This is a genomic window from Bacteroides graminisolvens DSM 19988 = JCM 15093, assembly GCF_000428125.1.
Taxonomy (GTDB): domain Bacteria; phylum Bacteroidota; class Bacteroidia; order Bacteroidales; family Bacteroidaceae; genus Bacteroides; species Bacteroides graminisolvens.
The window spans coordinates 448,598-470,254 of sequence record NZ_ATZI01000001.1 but is presented as its reverse complement, the minus strand read 5'-3'; the positions used below and the strand labels follow the sequence as shown (position 1 = coordinate 470,254).

Here is a 21,657-nt window from a genome sequence, read left to right as displayed (position 1 = left end):
GAGATAATCAATGCGTTATTGGTTCCATAGGAATAAGTCTTACTGGAGTCAGAAGACCACTTGGTACTGATTCCCAGTTTGCATATCCAGTTTTATTATAGTTCCGATCCACCATATTGATTTCTTTAAAGACACGCCATTCCTTACCTCTCCTGTCCAGATCGGCAATTCTATTGGCTGGAAGATTAGTGACTTCAATCTCAATTGTATTGATACCCGATTTCAAATATTTGCCTATCATACAACGAAATGGAACAGCCCATAATGTCGCAACAGATTTGTTATTAATAATAACCTTTGCACTTTCTCTGACATCACCCAAGTCAAGCATCCATTCAGGCGCTGAAAGGGGATTGATTACAAAAGTTGTTTTATAAACACCTGTTCCCATAGTATTTTTCACCTCCGGCAAATTATAATTAGTCCACGTTCCTACTTGTACCTGTTTCAATGTTCCATGGACCTCCGGCAGCGATGTGGAAAAGCAAAAGTCAAATTTGTCTATTCCAATTGAAATCCCCTCTCGAGACGTCTTGAAATATTTCCATGCTTTAACATCAACATCATATGCTGAAAATGTTTTTAGAATAATTGAAGATCCTGAAGACAGTTGCATATAAACTTCTGTCTGTCCGTTTACATTTCGCAAAGCAGCCTTACCTTGTTCACCAGTCATTGGGTCAAAGAAGAGTGCCGATTTAGCTTTCACTCCCAACGGAATCCATCCCTCCGTATCTTCGCTTTTCAAAGCCGATATAAAATAATGATAACCATCTTCATTACAACGCCTGATACAACTTAGTCCCCAATCCCTCTTCATTATTTCAGGCCGTACACCTGTCTGTCTCAAAGTCTCGGCATAATCATGACCAAACAAAATACGCTCTTTATTTTGCGACTTGAGTTTTTCTAACCATTGATTAAAATTCTCCCTACGCAAATCTAAGGCATTATAACCTGGAACATCCTCAGGAAAACGGTCTAGAAAAACAAGGGTCGCTCCTTCACTGGCCAATTTCACTAACTTAGCAAGCACATCATCTGGCATCAATTTCACACCGGGGATAATTAAAGCTTTGAAAGAAATTCCACCGCTCGTAACGATCTTACCGTCTACACATTGTGCATTACGTATAAAATTATCAGAAATATAATCCACATCATATCCTGCATTATATATCCGGTGCACTGCTTCAATAAAACGAGGGGCTCTCTGAGACATTTTATGAATGTCGAACATTAATAATCGGCCGTCTTGTTCTTGCCACATATCATATATCGGAAGATATAACAAAAAGTCATTATCCGGTGCACCCATCTGCAGAAAACTTTGACAACGAGATATATAGTCAAAAAAGGAAGGTGCATCTTTCCAAATACTATTAGTAGGGCTCATGTCTATAGACGCATAAAACTTCCAACCAGGCCACTCGGCCTCTTTAGGTGAATAAGTACAACCGTGAAAATAAGCATGATTTACTCCCGATACGAACATTAAATCGATATCAGGTTTACACTGCGACAATGAAGTGCGAAAATGTTCGGTAAGCCAGGTAAAGGTTTCAGACGAGATATAGGGTTTTCCCGCAATATGCGCAGCAGACGAAGCATATTTAAGCATTGACAGGTCTGAATCATTAGAACGAGTAAGCGAATCTTTTCTCAAGCCTTTAATATTAAAATCTGAGATACCAAAACCTTCACATTCAGGAACATCAACAGTTGCATACAAATCAATTAAGTTACCTGGCGAACCATGTGCTTGGTTACGAGTCTTAGCACCATGGCTATGAGCCCATTCCGTCCACTGTTTTGTAAAATTCTCCTGCAACAGTTCAGCCATCGTTTCTCTATAATCAGAAATAATACGAGCTGTATTATCAGAACGCACTTCCGACAGAAATTCGGGCAAATGTTCTTCTAATTTATATCCTCTTCTTAATGCAAACTCTTCAAAGAAGCCGGGTGTCCAATCAGCCTTATAGACTTCATAAGAATCATTAAAAAAATTATGAGGGTAAGAGACTTTACTATTCGAGAAAGCTTTATCAAAACGAGCCAGATAGTTTTCTACTGATTTTTCAGAAAAGTGGTCCATCACATATCCTTCTCCACCTGGAGCTGCTCTTTTTACCTTTTGAAGTGTTTTGCCGGTAAAAGCTGCAATAAGCCGCCAGTTTTCCTTGGAAGCCTTCCAATTCAGCATCCCTTTGCTATCCACCTTTAATGTTAAATCCAAACAAATCCCTTTATCAGAAAAACCCATCAGACGGCTTAAAACAGCATGTGCTTTTTGAGTCTTATCTCCCGGCTCTACTTTCACCCTTAAACGCTCACCACCCTTTAGCTTATATTCGCTAATAATCAAGCAAGATGCAGCATCTTCAAGACTAACTTCAGGGCTGCCAAAAGGCCAACCGGTACCCGTATTCATATCAATTTGCATTCCGTTCCTATGCGCTTCGCTCTGGGTATGGCGCAACATCTCCATCCATTGTGGTGAGAGAAACGGAATCTCATTGGCATCATTTCCTTGAACTCCATATATAGGAGTTATTTCCAAAGTACCCATACCAGCTTCTGCATAACTCTTAATATTACGAGTTAAATTCTCTTTATCTACCGCACTACCCATCCACCACCAGCGAGTTGCAGGTTTAGCTTCCACATTTATATTCGGCCAGCTTGTCACTTGAGCATAAGAACGCACACATGATATCACAAAAGCTATTACTAAAAGCCACTTATTACGATTCATAGGTTATCAAATTGCATTTTTCATTTCATTATTTTGCTAATTCAAGACACCCCATAATAAAAGGTCCTGTTGCTTTAGCATCGTTATCTCTCATTTTCTCACCTATATAATATTCAAAACTCCCGTCGCGGTAGGGATTACCACCTAATCCTCCAACTTGACAACAACGAGTCAAGGTCAATGTGCCATCAGCATTCTCAACTAAAAGCTTTTCTTTAAGTCCTTTGAAAGCCTTTTCCGCATAAACTTTATACTTTTTATCAACATAACCTTTGTTTACTGCTTTGGCATAAGCATACATAAACTGTGTAGTGACTGATGCCTCAGGGAAATTACCTTCACGCATTGGCTGATCAAGAACTTGATACCACAAACCATCATTATCCTGATATTTAGGTAATACTTCTGCCAAGTTTTGAATCCAAATAATCATGTCAGCTCTTCCCTGATGGGTCTGAGGTATATAATCGAGTGCATCCACCAATGCCATAAACCACCAACCGATACTTCTTCCCCAGAAGTTAGGAGAATGCCCTGTTTTAGGATCGGCCCAACGCTGACTTTTACTCTCATCCCATGCATGGTGATACAAACCTGTTTTGCCATCATAAGTATGTTTATGACATAAAGTAAACTGCTTTACTGCTTCATCAATCCACTCGGGTTTATTGAACTCTGCACCATATTGAGCCAAAAAGGGAGAAGCCATATACAAACCGTCTAACCATATTTGATGCTGGTAAATGAGTTTATGCCAATATGCACCTTCAAGGGTACGTGGGTGATTTTTCATTTGTTTAACAAGTAGATCCATCGCCAATTTATACTTATCTTTATGGGTCTCACGATACAAATCAAACAAGACTTTACCTGAATTAACATAATCGATATTATACGTTTCAACACGATATAAATGGATATCACCTTTATCATCTATCAACGAATCTGCCCACTTTTCAACATAATCAAAATATCGTTTATCTCCGGTAGATTTCCACATTTGCAACATTGCACAACAACCTACTCCTTGAGCATAACCAAAAAACGGAGCTTTCCCATGATCCAACTGCCACGCTTCGGGAAAGCGCTGCATTTCAGAATCAGCAAACCACTGAGCATACCTTTCGGGTACAGATGTTTTTTTCTTTTTGTCACTCGAAGATAAAGCGCTTTCTTTTCGAATATCTCGGTGTACCATATCATAAGGGTTCAACTTAGCATGAACAGATACTAATGTAACAAATAAAAAGACAAAGAGGATTTCAATAAGTTTTCTCATTATGAATGTGCTTTTATGGTTTAAAAAATAAAGAATGATTCATTTTACAAAAATAACAATAAAACTTTTTATTCGAGGTTGATTTTTTGACTGTTATCTTATAGTTTTTGTCGTTTTATTCTTGTTTTAGCATAAATGAATAAAAAAATGACGCATTTATGCATCTTATCACCAAAATAATGCATACTTTTGCAAAGTCTCTAGAATAATTATACAAGATGAAGAAGAAAGCAAGCAGATTAGATGCCATTAAGATGATTATTTCCAGCAAAGAAATAGGTTCACAAGATGAACTCTTGCAGGAACTTAACAGCGAAGGTTTTGAATTGACTCAAGCCACACTCTCCCGTGACTTGAAACAACTTAAGGTAGCCAAGGCAGCAAGCATGAATGGAAAGTATGTCTATGTTTTACCCAATGACATCATGTACAAACGCCAAACTGACCAAAAGGCTTCCGAAATGCTATCTAATAATGGTTTCGTTTCACTACAGTTTTCGGCTAATATAGCAGTTATCAAAACACGCCCAGGATATGCCAGCAGTATTGCATATGACATAGACAACCGTGAAGGTATTGATATATTAGGTACCATTGCCGGAGACGATACAATTATGCTGGTTCTTCGCGAAGGAGCTGTTCACAATGATGTGCGTAAGTTTTTATCATCAATTATTCCGATACAAAAGAAAGAGTAAACAAAGAGCTTAGCAACCTAAACTCAAAAAATAGAATCAGAATTTAATTTTAAAGCTTAAAGCTTATTTCAGGAAATGGACAATCAAATTGAAGTCATGGTAGCCGACGCATCCCATGAGGTTTACGTTGACACTATATTAGAAACAATTACGACCGCCGCAAAAGTAAGAGGCACGGGAATTGCAAAGCGTTCGCATGAATATGTAGCGCAAAAGATGCGTGAAGGAAAAGCGATCATTGCCCTCTGCGGTAATGAATTTGCAGGTTTTTGCTATATTGAGTCATGGGGAAACAAACAATATGTAGCTAATTCTGGGCTTATTGTTGTTGAAAAATTCCGTGGTCAAGGGCTAGCTAAGCGAATAAAAAAAGCTGCATTTCAGCTTTCACGCCTCCGATGGCCTAATGCCAAGTTGTTCGGATTAACTAGTGGAGGAGCTGTAATGAAGATCAACACCGAACTAGGTTATGTACCGGTTCCTTTCTCTGAACTAACAACCGACGATGCCTTTTGGAAAGGTTGTGAAGGATGTTGTAATCATGACATATTAGAACGTACAGGTAGAAAATACTGTATCTGCACTGCTATGCTTTATGATCCTACAAAACATCAAAAGGACGGCGAACAAAATGATATTGAAGATATCAAATAAACAAATTCAAAAAAGGTCATCTACCAAAATAAAATAATTATGAAAAAGAAAGTTGTTTTAGCATTCAGCGGTGGTTTGGACACCTCGTTTTGTGCTATGTATTTATCAAAGGAAAAGGGATACGAAATATACACTGCTATTGCAAATACCGGTGGATTCAGTGAAGAAGATTTAAAAACTATTGAAGATAAAGCATACAAACTAGGAGCAGTTAAGCATGCTACATTAGATGTTACTCAAGATTACTATAATAAGAGCATCAAATATATGATATTTGGAAATGTATTGCGAAACGGAACCTATCCGATTTCAGTCAGCTCTGAACGCATTTTCCAAGCAATTGCTATAGCTAACTATGCTCGTGAGATAGGAGCTGATGCCATCGCTCATGGAAGTACCGGCGCAGGGAACGACCAAATTCGTTTTGACCTTACATTTGATGTGCTTGCACCGGGAATTGAGATTATTACCCCTACACGTGACATGGTACTGACTCGTGAATACGAAATAAACTATCTTCGTGAACACGGATTTGTTGCCGATTTCGTAAAAATGGAATACTCTATCAATAAAGGTCTATGGGGAACAAGCATCGGAGGAAAAGAGACATTGCAAAGCAATCAAACTCTTCCCGAATCAGCATACCCTAGCCAAGTAAGTACTACAGACAATCAGACACTCAAACTCGAGTTTAAAGAAGGAGAGCTTCATGCAGTTAATGGAGAAGTCTTTTCAGACAAAGTAAAAGCTATTAATAAAGTAGAAGAAATTGGAAGCAAGTACGGCATCGGACGAGACATGCACATCGGAGATACAATCATTGGTATCAAAGGTCGAGTAGGATTCGAAGCTGCTGCTCCTATGCTAATTATCAATGCACATAAAATGCTTGAAAAACATACCCTAAGTAAATGGCAGCAATATTGGAAAGATCAGGTTGGCACATGGTATGGCATGTTTCTGCACGAAGCTCAATACCTTGAGCCTGTTATGCGCGATATTGAAGCAATGCTTGAGAGTTCACAACGTAATGTGAACGGAACAGTTAGTATTATTCTTCGTCCTTATAGCTACACTCTTGTTGGAGTAGAATCAACTTATGATCTTGTTAAAACGGACTTCGGCGAATATGGTGAAGTACAAAAAGGATGGACAGCAGAGGATGCTAAAGGTTTTACCAAAATACTTTCAACTCCATTACGCGTATATTATGCCAACCAAAAAAAGAACGGCAAAGAAATTAAATAATATCCAACACAATTAAGTATGATTAGAGCAGGAATTATAGGTGGGGCAGGTTATACAGCAGGTGAACTTATTCGTCTACTAGTCAACCATCCTGAAGCAGAAATTGTATTTGTCAATAGCAGCAGTAATGCAGGGAATAGAATAACCGATGTACATGGAGGTTTGTATGGTGAATGCGATTTGGTCTTCACAGATGAATTACCATTGGACAAAATCGATGTATTATTCTTCTGTACTGCCCACGGAGATACACGGAAGTTTATGGAAAGCCACAACATTCCCGAAAGTCTGAAGATCATTGACCTATCAATGGACTATCGCATAGCAAGCAGTGAGCACAACTTTCTTTATGGACTTCCTGAGCTTAACCGCCGGGCTATCTGCAAAGCCAGCCGGGTGGCTAATCCCGGTTGTTTTGCCACATGCATTGAGTTAGGATTGCTTCCGTTAGCCAAACACCTAATGCTTAACTCAGACATCAGTGTAAATGCTATTACGGGTAGCACAGGTGCTGGTGTAAAACCAAGTTCAACCAGTCATTTTAGCTGGCGCAACAATAACATGAGTATATATAAAGCATTTGATCATCAGCATATTCCTGAAATTAAGCAATCATTAACACAATTACAAACCAGTTTCAATGCTGAAATTGACTTTATCCCATATCGTGGAGATTTTCCTCGAGGAATCTTTGCGACATTGGTAGTAAAAACGAAAGTCGATCTCCATGAAATTACCCGTATTTACGAAGAATATTACGAAAGAGATTCATTTGTACACATTGTCGACAAAAACATTGATCTTAAACAAGTTGTAAACACCAACAAATGTCTTATTCACCTAGAGAAACATGGTGATAAATTACTCATAATCTCCTGCATCGACAACTTGCTAAAGGGAGCATCAGGACAAGCCGTTCACAATATGAACCTCATGTTTAATCTTGAAGAGACAGTTGGTCTTCGACTGAAGCCAGCTGCTTTTTAAGAATTATATTAATATTAAAACAAATAGTTATTAATCACCTGCCTCCTGTTTCCAGAATATCAGGCAGGTGCAAAGGAGGATTTTATCATGAAATTATTCGATGTTTATCCGTTATTTAACATCAACATTGTAAAAGGAGAAGGTTGTTACGTATGGGATGAAACCGGTACTAAATACCTCGATCTCTATGGCGGACATGCAGTTATATCCATCGGACATAGTCATCCCCATTATGTGGATATGATAACAAAGCAAGTCGCCCAGTTGGGATTCTATTCAAACTCTGTGATTAACAAATTACAGCAAGAAGTTGCAACTCGACTAGGAGTTCTGTCCGGTTACGACGATTATTCACTCTTTTTGATCAACACAGGTGCAGAAGCAAATGAAAATGCCTTAAAACTGGCATCTTTTCATAACGGAAGAACACGAATCATTTCTTTTTCCAAATCTTTTCACGGACGCACCTCTTTGGCTGTTGAGGCTACAGATAATCCTAAAATTATCGCTCCAATCAACAATAATGCTCATACCACCTACTTGCCGCTTAACGACATAGAGGTAGTCAAAGCAGAACTGTCTATGAATGATGTATGCGCTGTCATTATAGAAGGTATACAGGGAGTAGGAGGTATTAAATTACCCGACAATGATTTTTTAAAAGAACTTCGTGAAGCATGTACTGCCACAAATACCGTGTTAATTCTTGATGAAATACAAAGCGGCTACGGACGAAGTGGCAAGTTTTTTGCACATCAATATGCCGGAATCAAGCCCGACATAATCACTGTTGCTAAAGGAATTGGCAACGGATTTCCAATTGCGGGAGTACTTATATCACCTATATTTAAACCGGTTTACGGCATGTTGGGAACAACGTTTGGAGGCAACCATTTAGCTTGTGCAGCTGCTTTAGCGGTAATAGATGTCATTGAAAAAGATCATTTAACAGAAAACGCAGCACAAGTGGGGCAATACCTGCTACAACAACTTAAAAGCTTCCCACAAATCAAAGACGTGAGAGGTCGTGGGTTAATGATAGGATTAGAATTTGAGGAACCGGTAAAAGAAATCCGCAACAAACTTCTTTATGAAGAGAAAGTCTTTACGGGAGTGAGTGGAACCAATGTAATTCGCTTGTTGCCACCGCTTTGCTTGAGCATAGAACAGGCAGATGAATTCTTACAACGATTCAAAAAAGTTTTAGGCTGAGAAGCTGATTTTTTTTGCTGCAAAGTTATCATTTGCACATAAATCTTGTAACTTTGCCGCTATGGCAGTAATAAATGACAGATGTGTCAATGGTCATCATCTTGCTATTGCAGCATGGCTATTGGCACATTCTTCATAAAGAACATGTTGGAACTAAAATTTAAATACATGAAAGTAGCAATTATCGGCGCAGGAAATATGGGTGGTGCCATAGCAAGAGGAATGGCGCAAGGCAGCCTTATTCGGCCCGTAGATATCACCGTTTCAAATCCATCGGAAGGCAAACTACGCGCTATCAAGGAATTCAATCCACAAATTAAAACCACCTGCAATAACCAGGAGGCAATCAATGAAGCCGATCTTATAATTCTAGCAGTCAAGCCATGGTTCATAAAAGAAGTCATTGAAGGACTAACTCTACAAACCGAAAAACAGATTATCGCTTCCGTTGCAGCAGGAATACCTTTCGCTGAATACGAGCAATGGATCGGAGAAAAGGCTACAATCTTCCGTATCATACCGAACACGGCAATATCACAGATGCAAAGTATGACCCTATTGGCTTCACACAATGCAAGCAAAGAACAAGAAGCACTACTTGCCAACATCTTCAATGAAATGGGAGTAGCCATGCTTATTGATGAAAAACAAATGGGCGCAGCCACGGCTCTAACATCTTGCGGCATTGCTTATGTATTAAAATATATACAGGCAGCGATGCAAGCCGGAGTAGAAATGGGTATTTATCCGAAAGACGCCGCTCGCATGGTAGCCCAATCTGTAAAAGGAGCGGCAGAACTGATTCTTACCAATGAAAGCCATCCGTCAGTTGAGATAGATAAAGTTACCACACCGGGCGGACTCACTATAAAGGGAATTAACGAGCTTGAGCATGGAGGATTCACATCGGCCATTATCAATGCAATGAAAGCTAGTTTAAAATAAAACAATCAAACCATGGATGAACAAATTAAACAGATAGCAGAACGTCTTCGCGGGTTGCGAGATGTGCTGGAGCTAAGTGTAGACACTCTCGTAGAAGAATGCGAATTAACTAAAGAAGAATACCTTCATGCAGAAAGCGGACAATATGATATATCGGTAAGTATGCTCCAAAAAATAGCCCGCCGATATAATATTGCTCTTGAGGCACTCATGTTTGGTGAGGAACCCAAAATGAGCACCTATTTTATTACCAGAAGTGGCAAAGGAACATCTATTGAACGCCGTAAGGCATACAAATACCAATCTCTTGCTGCAGGATTTATGAATCGCCATGCCGATCCGTTTATCGTCACCGTAGAACCTAAAAATGATGACGAACCGATGCAACAGAACAGCCATAACGGACAAGAATTTAATCTTGTACTTAAAGGTAGTATGCTTTTTTGTATAGGAGGAAAAGAGCTTATCCTAAATGAAGGTGACAGCATCTATTTTGACTCAAAGATACCTCACGGAATGAAAGCCCTCAATCAACAAACCGTAAAATTCTTGGCAGTTATCATGTAAATAACTTCCGATAATCCAAACAATCAATCATTATGATAGAAAAGTTCTTATCAAAAACCTCCTTTACTTCACAGGAAGACTTTATTGAGAATCTTAAAATCAATGTGCCTGACTCTTTTAACTTCGGTTACGATATAGTGGATGCATGGGCTACCGAACAGCCTGAAAAACCCGCATTGATGTGGACCAACGATAAGGGTGAACACCGTCAATTCACATTCGGCGAAATGAAGCATTATACAGACCAAACTGCATCATATTTTCAAAGCTTAGGCATTGGACACGGCGATATGGTTATGTTGATTCTGAAAAGACGCTATGAGTTTTGGTTTAGCATAGTAGCTCTGCATAAACTTGGCGCTGTGGTAATTCCAGCAACTCATCTGCTCACTAAAAAGGATATTGCGTATCGTTGCAACGCTGCAAGTATCAAGATGATTGTTGCAGCAGGTGAAGAAAGCGTTACCAAACACATTGTCGATGCCATGCCTGACTCACCAACCGTTCAAAAGTTGGTTAGTGTAGGTCCCGAAATACCAGAAGGTTTTCTTGATTTTCATGAAGGAATTGAAAAAGCTACTCTTTTCACCCGCCCTAAAGAAGCAAACAAGAATGATGATATCTCTTTAATGTACTTCACCTCAGGAACAACCGGCCAGCCCAAAATGGTAGCACACGACTTCACTTATCCATTGGGGCATATTGTTACGGCAAGTTTTTGGCACAATCTCAACGAACAAAGTTTACACCTAACGATAGCCGATACAGGATGGGGAAAAGCCGTTTGGGGGAAACTCTACGGACAATGGATAGCAGGAGCCAATGTATTCGTTTACGATCATGAGAAATTCACACCAGCGGAAATACTCAAAAAGATACACGATTACCACATCACATCACTCTGTGCACCTCCCACCATATTTCGTTTTCTCATTCGCGAAGATCTTACCAAATATGATCTGTCGTCGCTCAAATATTGCACCATTGCTGGTGAAGCATTAAACCCTGCTGTGTACGAGACTTTTAAGAACCTAACAGGAATTAAGCTGATGGAAGGTTTCGGACAAACAGAAACGACACTCACCATTGGAACATTCCCTTGGATGGAACCTAAGCCTGGAAGTATGGGAGTACCAAATCCTCAGTACGAAATGGATTTGATTGATGCAGAAGGCCGTTCAGTAGAAGCCGGTGAACAAGGAGAGATTGTAATCCGCACCGATAAAGGAAAGCCTTTGGGATTATTTAAAGAGTATTACCGCGATGCAAAACGTACACAAGAAGCTTGGCATGATCATATCTATTATACGGGAGACGTGGCATGGAAAGACGAAGACGGTTATTATTGGTTTGTAGGCCGTGCCGATGATGTGATTAAGAGTTCAGGATACCGAATTGGTCCTTTTGAAGTAGAAAGCGCTTTAATGACACATCCGGCAGTAGTTGAATGCGCTATTACGGGTGTACCTGATGACATCCGCGGACAAGTAGTAAAAGCGACTATTGTTTTGGCGCATGATTATAAGCATCTTGCCGGAGAAGATTTAATTAAGGAATTGCAAGATCACGTAAAAAAAGTAACTGCACCCTATAAATACCCGCGGGTCATTGAGTTTGTAAACGAACTTCCCAAAACGATTAGCGGTAAAATAAGACGAGTTGAAATCCGAGAGAACGATGTGAAATAAAAACATACTGTCGGCAATTAGCCCTATCTCAAGGCTGCAAATACTTAAAAATAGTAATTTGCAGCCTTTTATTGTTAAAATATGTAGCAAAACGATGTTTCGGTAACGTTTGCACTACATTTTTGTTTCAGAATATAAAACGGATTTATTTGCAGTACAAAAAAAACATCTATATTTGCAGCCGTAACTAAGTCAGCATTAAAACAATGGTAACAAATAAAAAAAAGTCTTTAGTAGATGTTTTTGCAGGTAGCCCTTGGGAAGTAAACTCAGTCATTGAGTTACTCACTGCATCCTATATAAAAGTATCCATAAAAGACAAAGACCTCAACAGCATACGTCTTTCTGTTCCATACGACCAATACACCGCAGCCATTCAGTTGATTGACGGGAAAAAAATATTCTAAGACAGACAAGAGAGAAGAAGTCTACATGAATGCTCACAACTAAAAGTGAGAAAAAGGTGCCAGTTTACTGACACCTTTTTATTTATCTATATGAATGTTCTAAATCAAGCATCCGAAAAACCGCTTCCGAATAATTGGCTCCCCATAAATCATAACGATCAAACTGAGTTTGAAGTTTCTGTGTAAACCGAACCCAGTCTTTATCAAAGCTCCACAACCGCTCAGCGAGAGCAGACATACGGGGAAACAAAGCAAATTCCAACTCTGCAGGAGTAGAAACATATTCAGTCCACATACACCCCTGTCCACCCAGCACTCTACTTTTCTGTTCATCAGACAAACTATCGGGTAATATAGGCAAATCATATACTTTTTCTAGTGGAAGAAAGCCCGGAAAGCCTAACTCCTTCTGACGGCGTGACTCTTTTATATTAAGATAAGTATAAGCCGATGGAGTAACAATTACCTGATGCCCATTCTTCAAAGCTTTAACAGCTTGGGCCGACTTTCTCCAATTCATCACAACACAATCTGCTGACACACCTCCTTCAAGTATTTCATCCCATCCAACCAATGTTTTGCCTTTGGCATTTACCACCTCCTGAACATAATGAATAAAATAGCGATGCAATTCTTTTTCATTCTTTAAACGATGAGCACGCATGAAAGACTGAGTTTCGTCAGATTCTTTCCACCATCGAACAGCACACTCATCACCACCCACATGGATATAAGGCGAAGGGAATAAACTGCATAATTCAGAAAAGACACCCTTCAAAAAGCTGAACACCTCTGATTTGGGAGCCAGTACATTATTAAATTTATTATATATACCCCATGTTAATGCACACTCCTTTGATGCATCGTTTACAGTACCAAATTCAGGATAAGCGGCCAACACTGACATACAATGACCCGGTATGTCAATTTCGGGTATGATCGTTATAAAACGTTCGGCGGCATAAGCTATAACTTCCTTAATCTCCTCTTGTGTGTAAAAGCCACCATAAGGCAATTCCTTATATAAACCAGGATATATTCCCTCTATTTCCCCTTTTCGATAAGCCCCGATCTGGGTCAGCTTAGGATAAGACTTCATTTCAATACGCCAACCCTGGTCATCAGTCAAATGCCAATGAAAATAATTCATTTTATGTAGTGCCATGTAATCAATATAACGTTTGATATAGGCAATTGGAAAGAAATGTCTTACCACATCCAAGTGCATTCCCCGATACGCAAAACGAGGTTCATCATGTATCGTTACGAGTGGAATGTCAGCCAACACGCCAGCTTTCACAGGCAATAATTGAATTAATGTCTGCACTCCATAAAATACCCCCGCCGCATCATTTCCTTTAATGACAATACCCTCGTTGGTAACCTCCAGCTGATAACCTCCCGAAACCCTTCCATTATTTAGATTTTGCAAAACAATGGCTTTACGGATCGAATCAATCTCTTTACTCTTTACTTTTCGAGCAGACAGTGAAAGCCCTAGCAAATCAGTAGTATACTTGCAAAAATAATCTGCAACCGATAGCAACTCTTTCTGCCCCGTAACGACGAATGTTTCGCGGGTTACTCGAAACGTTCCATGAGCCACCGACATTTCCCGAGGCTGCGGAATGATATGAACATTTGAAAGAACTTGTGCAGACAAACCGATATTACACACAAAAGAAATCATAATTAAAAGTTTACGTAACATATTATCACAGGGGCTCTGAATAACACACATGACTATAACTCGGCAGAGCCCATAAACCTTGCCATAAGTCATTAAAAACAAATCCCCCCATGAAATAAAATCAAGCAAACATTCCAATTACGAATGTCAGCATATTAAGAAAAACTAATTATAAGACCAAAGATTCACCTTCGGGTATGCCATGCAATGGAAGCGTAAAGATAAAAGAGCTCCCCTTGCCTAATTGACTCTCAACCCTTAATGAACCACCGTTTCTTTTAACAAAGTCACTACAAAGCATTAAACCCAATCCCGAACCTTTTTCATTATTCGTGCCATAAGTAGAATGATAATGATCGCGTTCAAACAACTTTTCAACTACCTCCTGCGACATTCCCACTCCACTATCTTTCACGGTAACCGCTACCCATTCATCATCATGAGTCAGTAACACCTCAATAATGCCTCCCTGCGGAGTAAATTTTATAGCATTTGAAAGCAAATTACGCAAAATAAGATTCACCATATTGTAATCAGCAAAAGCATTCACGTAAACTTCTGTATCAAATTTCAGGATGATATCCTTTTGCAATGCTGTACCTTTTAGCAAAGAAATGTTCTCGGTTACCACATCATTCACTAGTATCATGCGCGGCGCATACTCAATTTCACTTCGCTGCGAACGCGACCAGTTGAGCAAATTCTCAAGCAAATAATAAGTATTGCGCGACATACTTTTCAGTTCATTCAACAATTCAGCCTGCATTTCCGGAGCAATCTCCACGTCGCTGGTCAACAATTCAATTACTTGCATGAAACTACCTATTGGTCCCCTCAAATCATGAGAAATGATAGAGAAAAGCTTATCCTTAGTAGTAAGCAACTCTTGAAGCTTGTGTTCTGTTTCTTTCTGTTGAGTCATGTCAATATGCGTTCCAACAGCCCGTGTAGGTACCCCGTTAGTATCGCTTTCAACAATCTTACCATGGTCAAGTATCCACTTCCATCCCCCATCTTTGGTCCTTACCCGAAATACAATCTCGTAGAATTCAGTACCACCCAACCGATGTTCTGCAAAAGCTTTTTGTGCCAGCGGCCAATCATCTGGGTGCACCAATTCATTCCAATGACGGCTTGTAGGCTCCACCTCACCGGCATCAAATCCCAACATGGTGAAACAACTATCCGTAAAATAGACTTCATCGGTTATAAGATTCCAATCCCACATACCCTCCTTAGCACCGGCTAAAGCCATCCGCAAGCGTAGTTCACTGTTTTTATACTGTTCAATATACGCCTTTCTGTCGAGAGCACTGGCAATGTTACTAGAAATAACATGCATCAGATGGCGTTCTTCGGGCTGCCACACTTTGCATCTCACACAATCGTCAAAAGCTATAAATCCCCAAAATATGTTTTGTACATAAAGCGGATAGGCTAATACTGATTTTACCCCTATTTGTTGCAGAAAAGATTTCAAATCATCAGAGATATCAGTCACATTCTTAAAGTCAATCAAGACACTACCCAACTCTGATAGTTGCTTGCTCCAATCTGGAATTGAATCAACAGAAACTCGTTTTGTCAACTCTATTAAAGGACTAATTCCTTCGGCACACCATTCATAAATAGTAGAATAGTACTTTCCGTCATCAATGACCTTTGTTATATTAATCCGACTAACTCCGGAATGCATTCCTACCAAATGGAGCACTTTATTTATCGTATCATTGAAATCAACAGTTGTATTAAATAACTGCGCAACATCTGCTAACAGCTTTTGTCGGTAGAGAAGATAGCGCATCTTAGTTTCCACCTGCTTCCTTCCGGTAATATCTGTTGCAACAGCAAACAGATAGTCTTTATCACTAATCTTAATATTTTCAATGGAAAAGAGACAAGTCATTAACTCACCCGATTTGGTTTTTACAGTCGCCTCCCCTTTTGCCGTACCCGTCTTCACATACCTAGTCATAATTCTGTGGAAACGTTCTTCATTCAGAAACAAACCAATATCCGTCAGTTCCTGACCAGACAACTCTTCAATAGTATAACCGCTAGCCTTACGAAAAGTTTGATTGGCATTATAGATGTATCTGCCATCGGTTGAAGTCAGAACCATCATTATTTCTGCCGAATTAAAGATGTGATAAAAGACCTCCTGAGTAAAGTGGTGAGCCGAAAGGTTAGTCGCTACAGCAACCAATACATTTTCTTCATTCCACCATCCCACGTAGAATTTGGTATCAACCGGCACCACACCTCGTCCTTTTTTCTGCAATGGAAACGGACAATGTTCCACATCACCTTTGGCCGCCAACGGAAACATGACTCCCACTTCCTCACGATGTTGCGGTAGATACAATGATATGAAATTACAACCCACTATTTCATTACCATAACCCAGCAAAGAATGTGTAGCAATATTGGTAAAGAGTATTTTTCCGTCCATATCCATGATAAAGAGGAAATCAAGTTCGTCAGCCATTAGCTGATTTAACCGTTCTTCGGAAATAAAGTTCATATTATGTGGACCGCTAAGTTGCAAAATAACCTGTCTGATTGTTTGAGCTTTAAGATATAACAAATGATACACGCAAATGTATGCATATTCACTTAAAAAACAATTAAATAGAGACACAAAGAATATGCTACATAATAAAATAAGGCCTAATTCATTGAGAACCAGACCTTATATGTCGGAATGAGGCGACTCGAACGCCCGACCCCTACGTCCCGAACGTAGTGCGCTACCAACTGCGCTACATTCCGATCAATTGCGGGCACAAAGGTAAATCAAAAAATTAAATAGGCAAAGAATCGACTAAATTTCTTGCAAAAAATCCACGCAGATATTGCAGTATTAAAAAATATATCTATCTTTGCACCCGCAATCACGCAAGGTGCCATAGCTCAGTTGGTAGAGCAAAGGACTGAAAATCCTTGTGTCCCCGGTTCGATTCCTGGTGGCACCACCTTACAAATCAAGCAGTTACAACAAGTAACTGCTTTTTTTGTGCCATAAAATGATCTTTTTATGGCTCTGGACAAAATCACCAAACGGACTAGTAATGACCTAATCTCTACATAAAAAGTATGAAAAAAAGTATCACCAAGTATCACCAACCTTATAACACACTGATAATCAAACCATTTCGTGTGACACTTGGCTAAAAAAAAGCCTCACCAAGTATCACCAAGTATCACCAACTTTTCTGCAGTGATTCCTTACAAGCATATAGCTATTTATCTCTTATATATAAGGTTTTCCATCAGCACGATTCTGCGATTTATTTTGCAGGTGAGCAAATTTCGTCTCCACCCAGATGTACACAGTTTGTACACCCCCATGTACACGGTCTGTAGACCCGGGTGTACCAATGCCCTACACCCGGGTCTACAAGAAGTTTTGCAACCAGCTGTAAACTGTTTACTCAGATAAAGTAAGGAGCTAAGCCTCCTTCAGCAGTGGAGAAGCCACTGATAAAGAGACCGAGAACAAACACTTTATCGGTTTAATATAAACTTTTCAGCACGTCCGGGAGTAAACAGCTCCCATAAGGAAGCGACTGTCCAACCCGGGGCAAATATATTATTATAGTACCCTTTGCCATTGCGTCCATAATCCCAGTTGGTATGTTGAACAACTTCAGGATAGTAACCTACTTTAGCAATGCCGCACATATGACCTTCGTAAGGCAACAACTGACGCATAGAAGTTGAAATAACAGCGGCAAACTCACCAAATCGAGGTTCGTTGCATTCTTTGGAAAGCCAGCGCAGCACATCGGCAAATTCAAAAACAAACACATCAATATGATTATTCTCCACAGAAACATTGCCCCAGCCGCGCGTCTTCAGTCCTATGTCACCCAACATCTGTCCTTCAGCAAAAGGAACATCCCAGGTGTAATACCATGAAAGCGCAAAATAAGTGGCTTTTTTAGCTAATTCAGTATAATGCAACCGTTCGGTTCCTTTAGTAGCCAAAGCCAGATAATAAGCCGCAGTAGCGGCATACAAGGAGGCCTCTTTGTCTTCACAATTGGCATCAAGAGTCGATGAAAAATAATCGGCTTTCGATATCAATTCCTTTTCCAAATAATCGACCGTACGTTTGGCGCTGGCTAAATAGCGTTTATCTTTGAAATACTTGTATCCCAAAACCAATGGTAACGTGGCCGATGGTGTGCTGCCACCACTTTCATCAACTATAGAGAAATCATCTTTGAATTTACGTGGAAAACTTCCATCGACATTTTGTAAACGTAAAAAACTATCAAGCATTGCTTTTACGCGTTTTTCCCACTCAAGATGTTTGCGTTTGTGTTGTTTTTCGTAATTCAGGTAATGCAGCACTGCATATACCCCCTCGGACTGACGACGAATGCTGTGATTACTTTCTATATTACCGCGTTTGTAGTGAACTACTTCGTTAAAAAAGCCCGCAGCAGAAAAACCATTTTGCAAATAGGTATTGAATATATTCACAGCATTATTAATTAAGTCGGCACGATTCTGCAGCTCGCCGTATTCCAACGCATTATAAGCATTAAGCAAGGTGCGTCCCACAAAGCCAACTTCGGCAACGTCTGTATTAGCGCAAGTAGAAGTTTCTAGTTCAACGCCTGAATAATAATGAGTCGGAGTTTCCCCCACATAGCTTTCCACAAAAAAATTACTCATAACTTCTTTCATGCGGTCAACGGAAAATAGAGTTTCAACAGGCTTCGGACGGTTAGTGTCATAGCTATATTCCCAAGTATGCTGAACAAATTCGGAAAAATCAGCAGACTCACCATGAGCCAGTTCCCACGTTAATTGAACGCTTTCACCTTTTTTTAGTAATTGAAAAGCTTCAACGGCAGGAGCTAGTGTTAATTTACGAATGTAAGTTTTAGGAGCCTCTTTATAAGGAAAACCGTAAGAAAGCACTGTCATGCCATTCAGATTCTGGAATCCTGTGTAACCAATAGAGGTTGCGCCCGACAGAATAATTTCGCCTTCTTTATGAGTTGTAAGTGCCTCTTTATTGAATGCATCTATGCGAATAACCGAAGCCGACTTCCCATTTGTTGTATTATAGACAGCCGTAAGCGGTGTACTTAAACGATCCTCCCGAACCAGCCAACTGTCCGAAGAATGAAAAGAAGGTGCTTCTTTAGGAGAACGTAAGTTGCGGCGATACCAAAACCCAGGCATATAAAATTGGCAATCAGTATGATTATAGCCCGTTTTAAGTTGTTCACCGTAATTAAAATACACATTATCCAACGCTTTGATAACAACAGTGATACGCTGTCGGCCATTCATATCAAACACCTGACGACTAATGATCAGCGGCAATTTCTCAGGCAACTGGCAAATATACGAACCATCAGGTTGCTTCAAAAGAGACAGCGAATAATGCCGGGCATCATTACCCGGCGTTTTTAGGGAAACGGAAGCCGAAACACCTTCCTGAGCATAAGCAAGAACTTCTGTATTAGTAATACCTACCAGAAGCATAAATCCCCAGAACAATCTTTTTACTCTCATTTTTATTTTTATTTTATGTAATTATTAAAATACCGGTTTGTTGGATGTTGTTGAAGGAGATCCTCCGGATACTACGGGCCAGCCGTCTTTCCATTCTACCCGGTCCATCATCAGTACGCGTCCTTCGGGATTCTTTGTACTTACTGCATGATAAAACATCCAGTCATCCCCAACTTTATCAGTCACAATCTCTGAATTATGCCCGGCACCAACGAAAGTGTTATTTTTCTGAATCAATATTTCGTATTTGTTGTTCATCATGCTCGCCCCGCTTTTGTTCACGTAAGGGCCTAAGAGGCTTTCTGATCGTCCAACAACCGTGGTGTAGGTGCTTTTGAGACCTTCGCAACAAGTTCCGATAGAAGCAAAAAGGTAATAATAACCGTTTTTCTTATGAATATAAGTCCCTTCGTAAGCCGTTCCGGCTATTTGTTGCGGAACAGCATCTTTCTGAAGAGCCAACCCGTCATCCGAAAGTTCAATGGCATATATACCACTGAAACTACCCCAAAAGAGGTACTTTTTACCACCTTCCTCTATATAAAAAGGATCGATGGAATTTTGCACATTTATTTCATTGCTACGAAACATTTTACCGTGATCAGTAAAGGGACCTTCAGGTTTATCGGCAGTAGCACACCCGATGCCGCAAGTCCATTCCCCGCCCCATACCGACATAGAATAATATAGTACATACAGATTGCCTATTTTATTAATATCAGGTGCCCACAGTCCTCCTTTAGGTTCAAAGGAAGGACGAGTACTTTCAGTAAAAGCAGTTCCAACAAACTCCCAATCAACAAGATTTTTAGATCGATGAATGGGCAGGTTACGAATATTCTCGGTCGCATACAAATAGTAATAACCATCGTCGCCTTGTATGACCGAAGGATCTGGCAAGCTATAATTTACAACAGGGTTTTTATAATAATCCCCTTTTTCTTCTGGCCGTTCATCTTGTGCCGATGACGAACAGGATGCCAAACAAAAACAAGCCAATACGAATAAATCTTTTTTCATTTTATTAATTTAGGGGTTATGTATTCATGACTGATTCTCATACGGTCAACTCCATTCACATTATCAAAAAACACTTCGCCAATGTACATAGCACGCGGATGGATATTGTTTTTATCTTTATGAGCATGATAAACAATGCGTAATTTCCCCGATTTATCAGTAAACAAGGCACTATGACCCACTCCTGTTAAATCTCCTGGTTTCTGCAACAAAGGATTTTCCTCATATTTGCTCCAATTACCCATAAGATTTGCAGCAGTAGCACACCCAACACCATAGAAGGGACTTTCATAACTATTGGCAGAATAGGTCAGGTAATAAAGACCTTTATGTTTGATGATAAAGGAACCTTCATTTACCCGGGGCCATACTTCCTCCCACGACTGAGAAACGTGAATGCATGGGTGCATCGTCTCCTTTTTCAGCGTTACCAAATCGTTGTCTAATTCAGCAATCCACACATTATTGCCATCATTAAATCGAACAAAAGAGAGATAAGGAGTCCCGTCTTCATCTATAAACAAAGAATTATCTATGCACTTTTCATCAGCAATCATTGGTTCTTGTTTTGCTTGCACAAAAGGTCCGGCCGGTGAATCTGCCGTAGCAACACAAATATGCTCATCTGCAGAATAATACATATAAAACTTCCCGTTTACAGCATAAACTTCCGGTGCCCAAAACCAGCGATCGGCATATGAATTCTTTTTATCAAGAGCCATCCCACTGTATTTCCAAGTCAACAAATCATTGGAGGTATACACCTCTATTCCATCGGCAGCATGCGTTCCGTAAGCATAATAAATACCTTCATGCAACAATATAAACGGATCACCCAAAGGGACAGGAAGTTCTACTTCATCAACAATAACATCGTCAATGTTCGTATATTCAGAGGCGCACGAGTGGCAAGGAGTTAGTGTTCCCAAAGCCAACAGATAAATAAAAATCAAATGTTTTTTCATG

15 protein-coding genes, 2 tRNA genes and 1 pseudogene are annotated in these 21,657 nt (G+C 39.8%); 10 read left to right on the top strand and 8 right to left on the bottom strand.

What is annotated here, in order from left to right; all coding sequences use genetic code 11:
* Window positions 1-7: 7 nt before the first annotated feature.
* Entirely contained in the window at window positions 8-2,758 is a 2,751-nt protein-coding gene (locus C511_RS0101895; RefSeq protein ID WP_027317703.1) for an alpha-L-rhamnosidase, read from the bottom strand.
* Window positions 2,759-2,786: 28 nt separating this feature from the next.
* A pseudogene (locus C511_RS15990) lies at window positions 2,787-3,887 on the bottom strand (glycoside hydrolase family 88/105 protein); the annotation flags it as partial.
* Window positions 3,888-4,255: 368 nt separating this feature from the next.
* Between C511_RS15990 and C511_RS0101885 the strand changes: the two are divergent.
* From C511_RS0101885 to C511_RS0101845, 9 genes are all read left to right on the top strand, one after another.
* Entirely contained in the window at window positions 4,256-4,735 is a 480-nt protein-coding gene (locus tag C511_RS0101885; protein WP_024995347.1) for an arginine repressor, read from the top strand.
* A 75-nt stretch (window positions 4,736-4,810) separates the two neighbouring features.
* The gene (locus tag C511_RS0101880; protein WP_024995348.1) at window positions 4,811-5,389 is read left to right on the top strand and encodes a GNAT family N-acetyltransferase; all 579 of its coding nucleotides are present in this window, start codon (window positions 4,811-4,813) and stop codon (window positions 5,387-5,389) included.
* A gap of 39 nt (window positions 5,390-5,428) precedes the next feature.
* Entirely contained in the window at window positions 5,429-6,637 is a 1,209-nt protein-coding gene (locus C511_RS0101875; protein WP_034781202.1) for an argininosuccinate synthase, read from the top strand.
* An 18-nt stretch (window positions 6,638-6,655) separates the two neighbouring features.
* Window positions 6,656-7,624, top strand: coding sequence for an N-acetyl-gamma-glutamyl-phosphate reductase (argC, locus tag C511_RS0101870; protein WP_024995350.1), 969 nt, complete (start codon window positions 6,656-6,658; stop codon window positions 7,622-7,624).
* Window positions 7,625-7,711: 87 nt separating this feature from the next.
* Entirely contained in the window at window positions 7,712-8,836 is a 1,125-nt protein-coding gene (locus tag C511_RS0101865; protein ID WP_024995351.1) for an aspartate aminotransferase family protein, read from the top strand.
* A 168-nt stretch (window positions 8,837-9,004) separates the two neighbouring features.
* Complete coding sequence (gene proC / locus C511_RS0101860; protein ID WP_024995352.1) at window positions 9,005-9,781, top strand: pyrroline-5-carboxylate reductase; 777 nt, start codon at window positions 9,005-9,007, stop codon at window positions 9,779-9,781.
* A 12-nt stretch (window positions 9,782-9,793) separates the two neighbouring features.
* A complete protein-coding gene (locus C511_RS0101855) occupies window positions 9,794-10,348 on the top strand; it encodes a helix-turn-helix domain-containing protein (RefSeq protein WP_024995353.1) in 555 nt (184 codons plus the stop codon).
* Window positions 10,349-10,380: 32 nt separating this feature from the next.
* Complete coding sequence (locus C511_RS0101850) at window positions 10,381-12,036, top strand: AMP-binding protein (protein ID WP_024995354.1); 1,656 nt, start codon at window positions 10,381-10,383, stop codon at window positions 12,034-12,036.
* 206 nt (window positions 12,037-12,242) lie between these two features.
* A complete protein-coding gene (locus tag C511_RS0101845; protein WP_024995355.1) occupies window positions 12,243-12,443 on the top strand; it encodes a DUF2007-related protein in 201 nt (66 codons plus the stop codon).
* Between the two features lie 82 nt (window positions 12,444-12,525).
* Here C511_RS0101845 and C511_RS0101840 read toward each other — a convergent pair whose 3' ends face one another.
* The 3 genes from C511_RS0101840 to C511_RS0101830 form a co-directional block, all read right to left on the bottom strand.
* Entirely contained in the window at window positions 12,526-14,133 is a 1,608-nt protein-coding gene (locus C511_RS0101840; RefSeq protein ID WP_226992416.1) for a beta-N-acetylhexosaminidase, read from the bottom strand.
* Window positions 14,134-14,302: 169 nt separating this feature from the next.
* Window positions 14,303-16,657 (bottom strand): PAS domain S-box protein, encoded by a 2,355-nt coding sequence (locus tag C511_RS17130; protein WP_024995357.1) that lies wholly within the window; start codon window positions 16,655-16,657, stop codon window positions 14,303-14,305.
* A gap of 175 nt (window positions 16,658-16,832) precedes the next feature.
* Window positions 16,833-16,905, bottom strand: a tRNA-Pro gene (locus C511_RS0101830).
* Between the two features lie 130 nt (window positions 16,906-17,035).
* On the opposite strand from C511_RS0101830, the gene C511_RS0101825 reads away from it, so the two are divergent.
* Window positions 17,036-17,108, top strand: a tRNA-Phe gene (locus C511_RS0101825).
* Window positions 17,109-17,640: 532 nt separating this feature from the next.
* Here the strand turns inward: C511_RS0101825 and C511_RS0101820 are convergent.
* Genes C511_RS0101820 through C511_RS0101810 form a run of 3 tightly spaced genes read right to left on the bottom strand, consistent with a single transcriptional unit; the run spans window position 17,641 to window position 21,656 of the window.
* Entirely contained in the window at window positions 17,641-19,671 is a 2,031-nt protein-coding gene (locus tag C511_RS0101820; protein ID WP_027317701.1) for a hypothetical protein, read from the bottom strand.
* A 24-nt stretch (window positions 19,672-19,695) separates the two neighbouring features.
* Window positions 19,696-20,691, bottom strand: coding sequence for a family 43 glycosylhydrolase (locus C511_RS0101815; RefSeq protein ID WP_024995358.1), 996 nt, complete (start codon window positions 20,689-20,691; stop codon window positions 19,696-19,698).
* Window positions 20,688-21,656 (bottom strand): glycoside hydrolase family 43 protein, encoded by a 969-nt coding sequence (locus C511_RS0101810; protein WP_027317700.1) that lies wholly within the window; start codon window positions 21,654-21,656, stop codon window positions 20,688-20,690. The genes C511_RS0101815 and C511_RS0101810 overlap by 4 nt, the downstream gene beginning before the upstream one ends.
* Between the last annotated feature and the right edge of the window lies 1 nt (window position 21,657).